The sequence below is a fragment of the Streptacidiphilus carbonis genome (assembly GCF_000787775.1).
GTDB lineage: Bacteria > Actinomycetota > Actinomycetes > Streptomycetales > Streptomycetaceae > Streptacidiphilus > Streptacidiphilus carbonis.
Genome location: NZ_BBPM01000014.1, coordinates 152,320 through 162,821, shown reverse-complemented (window position 1 = coordinate 162,821; position 10,502 = coordinate 152,320). Strand labels below are relative to the sequence as shown.

At 73.1% G+C, this 10,502-nt stretch carries 10 protein-coding genes; 7 read left to right on the top strand and 3 right to left on the bottom strand.

The window, feature by feature from the left end; all coding sequences use genetic code 11:
- On the top strand, positions 1-1,203 hold a 1,203-nt coding region (locus TR46_RS13845), incomplete at its 5' end, for a 4-hydroxybenzoate 3-monooxygenase (RefSeq protein ID WP_042399400.1).
- Positions 1,204-1,237: 34 nt separating this feature from the next.
- Here the strand turns inward: TR46_RS13845 and TR46_RS13840 are convergent.
- Both TR46_RS13840 and TR46_RS13835 read right to left on the bottom strand, forming a co-directional pair.
- Complete coding sequence (locus tag TR46_RS13840; RefSeq protein WP_042399397.1) at positions 1,238-2,989, bottom strand: enoyl-CoA hydratase-related protein; 1,752 nt, start codon at positions 2,987-2,989, stop codon at positions 1,238-1,240.
- Positions 2,990-3,350: 361 nt separating this feature from the next.
- Positions 3,351-4,301 (bottom strand): aldo/keto reductase, encoded by a 951-nt coding sequence (locus tag TR46_RS13835; RefSeq protein ID WP_042399560.1) that lies wholly within the window; start codon positions 4,299-4,301, stop codon positions 3,351-3,353.
- A gap of 110 nt (positions 4,302-4,411) precedes the next feature.
- On the opposite strand from TR46_RS13835, the gene TR46_RS13830 reads away from it, so the two are divergent.
- From TR46_RS13830 to TR46_RS13805, 6 genes are all read left to right on the top strand, one after another.
- On the top strand, positions 4,412-5,020 hold the full coding sequence (locus tag TR46_RS13830) for a TetR/AcrR family transcriptional regulator (RefSeq protein WP_042399394.1): 609 nt from the start codon (positions 4,412-4,414) through the stop codon (positions 5,018-5,020).
- Positions 5,021-5,176: 156 nt separating this feature from the next.
- Positions 5,177-6,136, top strand: coding sequence for an ABC transporter ATP-binding protein (locus tag TR46_RS13825; RefSeq protein WP_042399391.1), 960 nt, complete (start codon positions 5,177-5,179; stop codon positions 6,134-6,136).
- Complete coding sequence (locus tag TR46_RS13820) at positions 6,133-6,969, top strand: ABC transporter permease subunit (protein ID WP_052432775.1); 837 nt, start codon at positions 6,133-6,135, stop codon at positions 6,967-6,969. Before TR46_RS13825 ends, TR46_RS13820 begins: the two co-directional genes overlap by 4 nt.
- A gap of 49 nt (positions 6,970-7,018) precedes the next feature.
- Positions 7,019-8,329, top strand: a complete 1,311-nt coding sequence (locus TR46_RS13815; RefSeq protein ID WP_063770587.1) for a sensor histidine kinase — start codon at positions 7,019-7,021, stop codon at positions 8,327-8,329.
- Positions 8,326-8,985, top strand: coding sequence for a response regulator (locus tag TR46_RS13810; RefSeq protein WP_042399388.1), 660 nt, complete (start codon positions 8,326-8,328; stop codon positions 8,983-8,985). Before TR46_RS13815 ends, TR46_RS13810 begins: the two co-directional genes overlap by 4 nt.
- 35 nt (positions 8,986-9,020) lie before the next feature.
- Positions 9,021-9,833, top strand: a complete 813-nt coding sequence (locus TR46_RS13805; RefSeq protein ID WP_042399385.1) for a class I SAM-dependent methyltransferase — start codon at positions 9,021-9,023, stop codon at positions 9,831-9,833.
- On the opposite strand, the gene TR46_RS13800 is transcribed toward TR46_RS13805, so the two are convergent.
- Positions 9,784-10,482, bottom strand: a complete 699-nt coding sequence (locus TR46_RS13800) for a lysophospholipid acyltransferase family protein (RefSeq protein ID WP_042399383.1) — start codon at positions 10,480-10,482, stop codon at positions 9,784-9,786. The genes TR46_RS13805 and TR46_RS13800 overlap by 50 nt on opposite strands.
- Positions 10,483-10,502 lie beyond the last annotated feature (20 nt).

The window sequence follows — 10,502 nt, the reverse complement described above, 5'->3', positions numbered from 1 at the left end:
GCCCCCACCCGTACCACCGTCCCCGCCCGTACCACCGTCGGCATAGTCGGCGCCGGCCCCGCCGGTCTGCTGCTGGCCCGGCTGCTGCACGCCGCCGGCGTCGACTGCGTCGTCCTGGAGAGCCGGGACCGCGCCTATGTCGAGCAGCGGCAGCGCGCCGGAATCCTGGAGCAGGGCACCGTGGACGTGCTGCGCGAGTCCGGTGCCGGGGACCGGCTGGACCGGGAGGGCCTGCCGCACGACGGCATCGAGCTGCGCTTCGACGGACGCGCGCACCGGATCGACTTCCCCGCCCTCACCGGCGGCCGCCGGGTGTGGGTCTACGCCCAGACCGAGGTGGTCAAGGACCTGGTCGCACTGCAACTGGCCGACGGGGCACCGCTGCTGTTCGAGGCCCAGGTGACCGGCATCGACGGCCCGGACTCGGCCGAACCCACCGTCCGCTACACCCACCGGGGCGTCGAGCAGACCCTCGTCTGCGACTACGTGGTCGGCTGCGACGGCTTCCACGGGGTGGTCCGGGACGCGATACCCGCCGATGCCCGGCAGACCTTCGAGCGCACCTACCCCTATTCCTGGCTCGGCATCCTCGCCGATGTGGCGCCGTCCAGCGACGAACTGGTCTACGCCCACTCCCCGCGCGGCTTCGCCCTGCTGAGCATGCGGTCGCCCACCGTCAGCCGGCTGTACCTCCAGGTGCCCAACGGCACCGACCCGGCGGACTGGTCCGACGAGCGGATCTGGGACGAGCTGGAGGCGCGCTTCGCCCTGGCCGACGGCGACTGGAAGCTAGCCCGGGGGCCGATCACCGCCAAGTCCGTTCTGCCCATGCGCAGTTCGGTCACCGAGCCGATGCGGCACGGTCGGCTGCTCCTGGCCGGGGACGCCGCCCACATCGTCCCGCCGACCGGCGCCAAGGGGCTCAACCTCGCCGCCGCCGACGTCACCGTGCTGGCCCAGGCGTTCGCGGAGCTGCACCGAACCGGCTCCACCGAACTGCTGGACGCCTACTCCGACACGTGCCTCAACCGGGTGTGGCGGGCGGAGCACTTCTCCTACTTCATGACCACCACCCTGCACACCGATCCCGAGCAGTCCGACTTCGACACCCGGCTCCAGCTGTCCCAGCTCGACCGCATCGCGTCCTCCCCGCATGCGGCGGCCGAGCTGGCAGCGAACTACGCCGGGCTGCCGATCGTCTGACCGACCGGCATCGGATCAGCAGTCACCGCGGCTGTCAGGCAGCTACCGCCGGCCGCACCCGTCGCAGCCGCTCCGGGGTGCTCCGCGGCGGGGTCTTGTGCAGGAAGGCCCGCCGCAGTTCGTGGTACGGCTCGTCCGGTGCATAGAAGTTGCGGTACATGTGCGCCAACTCCTCGGAGCGGTACCAGGCCAGCGGGCGCTGGGCGTCGGCGTGCTCCCTGGCCCGGCGCTTGGCGGCGAGCCGGTGCGACCAGTCCGCACTGCCGGCCAGTTCCTGGCCCAGCGCTGACGCCTCCTCGGTGAACCGCTGCGGTGTGCAGGCCAGCACCCGGTCGACCAGGCCGAGCCGCAGCGCCTGGGCCGCGACCAGCGGCAGGGCGTCCGCGGTGAGCCGTTCGGCGGCGTCGGGGCCGACCCGGCGCGGCAGGGTGCTGGTCCAGTACTCCGACCCGTACAGGCCCATCAGCCGGTAGTGCGGGTTGAGCACAGCTCCCTCGCGCACCCAGACCTCGTCGGCGGCGAGTGCCAGCATCAGCCCGCCGGCCGCGGCATTGCCGCCGAGGGCTGCGACGGTGATCCGGTCGTGGGTGGTGAGGATCGCCTCCACCAGGTCGTCCATGGCGTTGATGTTGGCCCAGGACTCCCGGGCCGGGTCGGGCGCGGCCTCGATCGCCCCCAGATGGATGCCGTGCGAGAACACGTCCCTGGACGCGCCCAGCAGCAGCACCCGGGTCGGCCGGTCCAGGGCGTGCCGGTAGCCGGCCAGCAGTCGGCGGCAGTCGCCGGTGCTCATCGCCCCGCCGGGGAAGGAGAAGCGCAGCAGCCCGACCGGCCCCTGCTCCTGGTAGCGCACACTGCTCCAGGTCTGCCGGGGGCCGGAGGACGCCACGGGAGAGGCAGGCAGCTCGGGCACTCCGCGCAGGTGGGCGGCCAGCGCGTCAGCGGCCGGTACCTTCGCGGTCGGCGGCCCTCCGGGCAGCCGCCGCGGCCGCGCCGAGCTCAGCCAGACCGCGCCGTCGACGGTGGCCCGGCAGACCGCGCCGCCCCGGGTCGCCAGGAACGCCCCGGGCCGGGTGCGGCCGGGCAGCAGCGGCCCCTCCTCGGGCTGGCCGCCGAAGAGGAAGTAGCCGCGTCCGTCGATCTCGTCCAGGACGCCGGGGCTGGAGTCGGCGATGCGAAGGGCGCGTGACACGCTCGCGGTGGTGTCGCTGCGCCAGTCGATGCGGCGGTTCTCCTGCCGGTAGTAGGGCCGGGCCACCCCGTGCGGGGCCGGCCTGGGCCGGAACCCGCCGCGGGCGAAGCGCCGTACGGCCCGCTCCACGGCCCGGGAGGCGGCGTCGGAGAGCTCGTTGCGGTAGACGTCGCTCTTGCTGATGCCGCCGGAGAGTTGGGGTATCTCGAACGCCTCGGCGGCCCAGATGTCCCCGGCGTCCATCTCGGCGACCGCCTGCAGCACGGTGACGCCCCACTGGCGCAGACCCGCGCCCAGAGCCCAGTCCAGTGACGAGGGGCCGCGGTCCCCGGGTGGTCCGGGGTGCACGATCAGGCATGTCCGGGTGGACCAGACGTCCTCGGGTACGACGCTGGTCAGCATGGGGCAGACGATGAGTTCGGGGTCGTGTCTGCGGACGGCCGCCCGCAGTTCGGCGCCGCTGTCGACGGCCAGGGCCACGGCGATGTCGTGGCCGAGTGCGGCCAGTTCCAGGGTGATCCGCTGGGTGAGACTGTTGAAGGCGCTGGCGTGGACGAGAATGCGTAGCCGCCGCTCGTGCAGGGGTTGGGACATGCTGGCCTCCGGCCGGACCGATGGGGTGCGTGCGGTGTGTGCGGTGCATTGCGGAAGGGGTCCCGCATATGCCGCCGTCCATACCCGAGCGGGGGGTTCGCTACGCTGCGGATCCGATGCATCACACTGCGTCAAAACCCTTGACGGCCGTGCGAAGTGACGCACCGTATGCCCTCATCCGCACCACCGCCGGCCACCGGCACCCCGCACCCCAGCCACCGCCCGGCCCGGTCGCTCCCCGCAACCGCCCCGCTCCCCGTCCCGACCGAAGCACGCCCGGCGCTCCTTCCGCCGCCCGTGCTTCCGCACGCCCCCCGCTCGGCCCTTGCGCTGGGCCGCGACCGCCGGTGGAGAACCCCGCTCAGTCGAAGGTCAGCTCGAACGGGCGGGACGGGACGGAGTCGAGTGCGGCGAGAGTCGTGTCGTCGAAGGTGACGGCGCCCGCGGCGACATTGGCTTCGAGGTGCCCGGCGTCCGCGGTGCCCGGGATGAGCAGGGTGTTGGGGGCGTGCCGCAGCAGCCAGGCCAGGCCGATCTGCGACGGGGTGCGGTCGAGGGACTTCGCCGCGGCCTGGACCGCGGGCTCGTCCGTCACCTTCGGCAGGCCGGGGAAGGCGCCCCCGAGCGGGAAGTACGGCACCCAGGCGATGCCCTCGGAGGTGCAGAGTGAGAGCAGGTCCTCGTCGTCGCGCGACACCAGGCTGTAGGCGTTCTGCACACAGGCGACGCCGACCGGGAGGGCCCGGCGCAATGCGTCCGGGGTCACGCTGCTCAGCCCGATCGCGCCGATGCTGCCCTCGTCGCGCATCGCCGTCAGCACCGCGAGCTGGTCGTCGAGGTCGACCAACTGGTCGCCCTCGGCGCGGAGCCCGGGGCCGATGTCCGCGCGGCGCAGGTTCACCACCGGGATCCGGTCGAGGCCGAGGCTGCGCAGGTTGGCCTCCACGCTTGCCCGGAGCTGCTCGGGACGCTGAGCGAGCCGGATCGGGATCCGGCCGCCCGGGTCCGGGTCGGCACCGACCTTGGAGACGACCACCACGCCGTCCTCGGGATGAAAGGCCTCCCGGATGAGGCCGTTGACGAAGCCGTCGCCGTAGAACTGGGCGGTGTCGACATGGTCGACGCCGAGTTCCACGGCCCGGCGCAGCAGCGCCACGGCCGCGGCGCGGTCGCCGTGCAGCCGTTCCAGCTGCATGGCGCCGTAGCCGATCCGGGAGACGGTGCGGCCGGCCAGGGGGCCGGGGCCGCCGGGGTGCGGAACGCCGGGGGCCGTGGCGGCGGAATCGGTGTTCGCTGGCGTGTTCACGGGCATGTTCGCGGGCGTGTTCGCGGGCATGTCGGACTCCCCGTCCTATGGGATGATGACGGAAGCGGAGGTTCCTCCGCTCCATCGACCGTAGCACTAACGGAGGTCCCTCCGCTTTGTCTGGCACGGACCCGTCCCCGACCGAACCGACGACCCCCCCTCGCCCGCTGCGCGCGGACGCGCGGCGCAACCGCGAGAAGCTCGTCGCCGTCGCCCGGGCCGCCTTCGCCGCAGCCGACGACAGCGTTCCGCTGGAGGACATCGCCCGCGAGGCCGGCGTCGGCATCGGCACGCTCTACCGCCACTTCCCGACCAGGGAGGCGCTGGTCGAGGCGGTCTACGCCGCCGAACTCGACGCCATCGCCCTCAGTTCGCGCGCCCTGCTCGAAGAACTGCCGCCCGACCGCGCGCTGCGGGCCTGGATGGACCGCTACGGGCAGTTCGCCGCGGTGAAGCGCGGGATGGTCGACACGCTCCGGGCCGGCTGGGCCGCCGGTCGCATCGCGACGCCGTCCACCCGGGAGCGGGTCACCGGCGCGATCGCGGCGATCCTCGGCGCCGGGGCGGAGGCGGGCTCGCTGCGCCCTGACGTCGACCCCGACGACGTCACCGCCATGCTGCTCGGAGTGTTCCTGTCCACGGCGGGCAGCGACAGCCGGGAGCAGACCGGACGACTGCTCGACCTGCTGGTCGACGCTCTGCGGACAGGGCCCGCCGGAGCGTGATCGTCTCCTCCCTGAGGAGGAGAAGGGGTGCATCTCTCGGACCACCACCACGGCCCGTTCGGTACATCGCTGGCGGCTCGTGCCGGGGTGTGGCCGGAAACTAGCGTGAGGGCGTCCGCGTATACGCCCGCTGAAGTCCGTCGAGGAACCCACGTCATGATCGAAGCTGTCGGCCTGACCAAACGCTATGGCCCCAAGACCGCGGTGGAGGACCTGAGCTTCACCGTCCGCCCCGGCATCGTCACCGGCTTCCTCGGCCCCAACGGCGCCGGCAAGTCGACCACCATGAGGATGCTGCTCGGTCTGGACGCGCCCACCGAGGGCCACGCCACCGTGAACGGCCGCCGCTACGCCGACCACCCCGCGCCGCTGCGCGAGGTCGGCGCGATGCTGGAGGCCCGCGCCGTCCACACCGGCCGCAGCGCCTGGAACCACCTGGCCGCACTGGCCGCGACGCACGGTCTGCCGATGCGCCGGGTCGACGAGGTGGTGGACCTGGTCGGGTTGCACGAGGTGGCCCGCAAGCGCGCCGGCGCCTTCTCGCTCGGCATGGGCCAGCGCCTGGGCATCGCCTCCGCCCTGCTCGGCGACCCGGCCACGGTGATCCTGGACGAGCCGGTCAACGGCCTGGACCCGGAGGGCATCCTCTGGATCCGCAACCTGATGAAGTCGCTGGCCGCCGAGGGCCGCACGGTGCTGGTCTCCTCGCACCTGATGAGCGAGATGGCCCTGACCGCCGAGCACCTGATCGTGGTCGGCCGGGGCCGGCTGATCGCCGACACCTCGGTCGCCGAGTTCACCTCGCGCGCCTCGGTCGGCCAGGCCGTACGGGTCCGCACCCCCGACTCGGTGCGCCTGGGCGAACTGCTGCGCGACCTGCCCGGCGTGCTGGCCACCCCGGACGAGGAGCGCGCGGACGTCCTGGACGTCACCGGCGCCGACAGCGAGCAGATCGGCCACCTCGCGGCCCGGAACCAGTTGGTCCTCTTCGAGTTGACGCCGCACCAGGCCTCGCTGGAGGAGGCGTTCATGGAACTCACCAAGGACGCCGTCGAGTATCAGACCGGCACCGCAGCGCGGACCGCCGACCAGCGCGTCAAGGAGACCGCAGCATGAGCGCCGTTCTGGAAGCAGCCCGCATCCCCACCACCCTGCCGCCGGAGAGCGAGACCAAGGTCAGCCTGGGCCGGGTGCTGAAGTCGGAATGGATCAAGTTCCGCTCGCTGCGGTCGACGTACTGGACCCTGGCCGCCGGCATCGTGCTGACGGTGGGCTTCGGCGCGCTGCTGTGCTGGGCCATGCTGGACCACTTCAGCCAGCTGCACGCCGAGGAGCGCGCGTCCTTCAACCCGACCGACCACAGCCTGCGCGGCTACTACCTGGCGCAGATGGCGATCGGCGTGCTCGGCGTGCTGATGTTCACCGGTGAGTACTCGACCGGCATGATCCGCGCCACCGTCTCCGCCGTGCCCCGACGGCTGCCGGTGCTGTGGGCCAAGGCGATCGTCTTCGGCGTGGCCACCTGGGTGGTCGGCACGCTCTCCGCGCTGGCCGCGTTCTTCATCGGGCAGGCGATCTTCAGCAGCAAGCACATCGGCGCCTCCTTCGGCGACCCCGGGGTGCCGCGCGCGGTCTTCGGCCTGGGCCTCTACCTCACCGCCATCGGGCTGATCGCGGTGGGCCTGGGCGCGCTGCTGCGCAACACCGCCGCCGGCATCGCCTCGCTGTTCGGCCTGCTGCTGGTGCTGCCGCTGCTGGTGGAGTCGCTGCCGTCCAGCTGGCAGAGCAACATCTCGCCGTACCTGCCCGGCAACGCGGGGGGCGCGCTGTTCACCCTGCACGGCGATCCCGGCCAGCTGAGCCCCTGGGTCGGCTTCGGTGTGCTGTGCATCTATGTGGCCGCGGCCCTGATCGGCGGCGCCGCGGTGCTGCGCCGCCGGGACGCCTGAACACGTCGGTGTGACTGCCCCCGCGGCGAGGAGTGTGAGACTGGTGCCCATGACCGGGAAGCGTTTCGACCTCACCTCGCTGCGGGGGCTCGCCACGAGCGCGGGTCGCGGCCGCTATGCGGTTGCCGTCGACGCCGTGGTCGCCCTGCTGCTGATGTTCCTCTCGCTGGGACGCGCCTTCGCGAGTCACTCGGCGATCCTGCTGGTGCTGACCGTGGGTCTGACGGTGCCGCTCGCCCTGCGCCGGATCGCGCCGTTCCCGGTGTTCTGCGTGGTCGCCGGCTCGGCCTTCGTCCAGTGGCTCACGGTGCAGGGCGGCCTGCCCAGCGATCTGGCCGTGCTGCTGGCCCTGCACACGGTGGCGGTGCACTGCCGACGCGCGCAGACGTGGCTCGCCTACGCGGTGTGCGAGCTCGGCGCCCTGCTCGCCGCCCTCAGCTGGCCGGACCTGGCCAACCGGCGCTTCGAGAACGGTCCGGTGATCAGCCCGACCGACGCGGCCTTCGACATCGTCAAGGTCTTCCTGCTCTTCTCCGGCACGGTCACCGCCGCCCTGGTGCTCGGCTTCAACGTCAGGGCCCGTCGCGGCAGGCTGGCCAACCTGGAGCAGCGGGCGCTGGACCTGGAGCGGCAACGGGACCAGCAGGCGGCGCTCGCGGTGGCCGAGGAGCGCTCACGGATCGCACGTGAGATGCACGACATCGTCACCCACAACCTCTCGGTGATGGTCGCCCTCGCCGACGGCGCGGTCTACGCCAACCCGCACAGCCCCGACCGGGCCACCGCGGCCATGCGCCAGTCCGCCGAGACCGGCCGCCAGGCGCTCACCGACATGCGCCGCTTCCTGGGTGTGCTGCGCGCGGACGAACCCGAGGCGCTGCGGCATCCGCAGCCCGGGATCGGGCAGCTGGAGGCGCTGGTGCGGCAGGTCCGGGCGGCCGGACTGCCGACCGGGCTCTCGGTGTCGGGAGCGATGGAGTCGGTCTCCCCCGGAGCCCAGCTGACGGTGTACCGACTGGTACAGGAATCGCTGACCAACACCCTCAAGCACGCCGTCGGGGTTTCCGGGGCCCGGGTGACGGTCCGGGTCGACGGCGCCGCGATGACGCTGGAGGTCACCGACGACGGCCACGGCACCGCTCCGTCCGACAGTGGGAGTCACGGCCAGAGCCAGGGCCACGGCCTGATCGGCATGCGCGAGCGCGCGGCCGCGTTCGGCGGCGGCCTGACGGCCGGCCCCGGCCCGGGCGGCCGTGGCTGGCGCGTCAGCGCCACCTTCGACCTGGCCGAACCGGCCCCGGAGGCTGCTGCCCCGGAACCCGCTCCCCAGCCCGACACCGCCGAACTGGAGCCTGCGTGACCATCCGGGTGCTGCTCGTCGACGACCAGCCGCTGCTGCGCGTCGCCTTCTCCCTCGTCCTGGAGTCCCAGCCGGACCTGGCCGTCGCCGGGGAGGCCGCGGACGGCGCGGAGGCCGTCCGGATCGCCCTGCGGGACAAGCCCGAGGTCGTGCTGATGGACGTCCGGATGCCCGGCATGGACGGGATCGAGGCCACCCGCCGGATCGTCGCCCAGTGCCCGGGCACCAGGGTGCTCATCCTCACCACTTTCGACCTGGACGAGTACGCCTTCGCCGGGCTGCGGGCCGGGGCCTCCGGCTTCCTGCTGAAGAACGCCCGCCCGGAGGAGCTGCTGGAGGCGATCCGGGTGGTCGCCGCCGGCGAGGCCGTGGTGGCGCCCAGGATCACCCGACGGCTGCTGGACACCTTCGCCTCCCGGCTCCCGGTCGAGGGCGGCGAGGCCGCGGCCGCGCTGCTGACGCTCACCCCGCGCGAGCACAGCGTCCTGGTCCAGGTCGCCCGCGGGCTCTCCAACGCCGAGATCGCGGCGGCCCTCAACCTGGCCGAAACCACGGTGAAGACCCACGTCAGCCGCATCCTCATGAAGCTGGGCCTGCGCGACCGGGTCCAGGCCGTCGTCTTCGCCTACGAGAACAACCTCGTCACCTCCGCCTAGCGCGCAGCACCCCGCTGATCGGGCAGAGTTGGGGCATGGGTACAGGATTCAGCGGTGAGGTGGCCGAGTACTACGCCAAGTACCGGCGCGGGTATCCCTCCGAACTCTTCGACGCGCTGCAGGCGGAGTTCGCATGGACAAAGGAAGATGCCGTACTCGATCTGGGCTGCGGAACCGGCCAGTTGGCGGTGCCGACCGCGGCGAGGGTGCGGGCCGTGGTCGGGATCGACCCCGAGCCCGACATGCTGCGGTTCGCCGGGGAGGCGGCCGCCCGGGCCGGGGCCGGGAACACGGTGTGGGTGCTGGGGTCCGACGCCGACGTCCCGGAGATCGGCGCGCAGATCGGGGCCGGTGCGCTGGCGTCGGTCCTGGTCGGGCAGGCGCTGCACTGGATGCAGCACGAGCTGCTGTTCCCCCGGCTGCTCCCGCTGCTGCGCCCCGGCGGGGGAGTCGCAGTCGTGGCCGACAGCTCCCCGCTGTGGCTGCAGAACTCCGACTGGTCGAACGCCCTGCGGGACTGCCTGGAGGCGCACTTCGGCACCCGGCCCGGCCCGATCGGCGGCAGCTCGCCGCAGGACCGGTCCCGCTACGCCCGGGCCCTGGCGGCGGCGGGCTATGTCGACGTCCATGAGATCACGGTGCGCCGCACCGACGAGTTGACGGTGGATCAACTCATCGGCGGGGTGTTCTCGACCTTCTCCGCCCAGTCGCTCCCCCCGGAGCCCGAACGCGGCGAACTGGCCCAGCGGATCCGCTGGTCGCTGCCGTCCGGCAAGCCGCTGATCGAGGACGCCGAGATCACCGCGGTGCTGGCGCACGCTCCGGCAGTTCTACCGCATCCTCGCTGACCGTCGGCTCCGCAGCACCGGCCGCAGTCGACCGCGCCCTGGCAACGGCCGCGTGGGCCTGGGCCGTTGCCTCGGCCGGGGTGCCGGTGAGGTGGATCGGGGCGCCGAGGTGGACGTGCAGATCGGGTCGGCGCAGCGGCGAAGTGGCCAGCCCGGCCAGCTGCTTGGCGCGGCTGCCGGAGGTGATCCGGCGGGCGCCGGTCTGGCCGAGCGGCACCACCGGCGCCCCGGTCGCCAGCGCCAGCCGGGCCAGTCCGGTGCGGAAGGGCTCGGGGTCGCGGTCGCCGGAGTCGAGGCGGCGCGGCAGCCGTCCCTCGGGGTAGACGACCACCACCCGTCCCTCGGCCAGGGCCTCGGCGGCCAGGTCCAGCGCGTCCGATGCCCGACGGTCGCCGCGGTGCACCGGGATGTGGCCCTCGGCGCGCAACCGCCCGCCCAGCAGCGGTATCCGCCACAGCCCGGCCGCCGCCAGCACCACCGGGTCGTGCACCCCGCGCCGGGCCAGCGCCGCCAGCACGACGCCGGGATCGATCAGTGAACTGTGGTTGGCGGCCACGATGCTGCCGGGCCCGGGACCGTCCGGGACGTCACCGGTGACCTGCAGGTGTCCGAGCAGGGGCAGGACACGTCGGGCGAAGTCGCTGAGCATGGGGCCATTGTGGCGGGGGC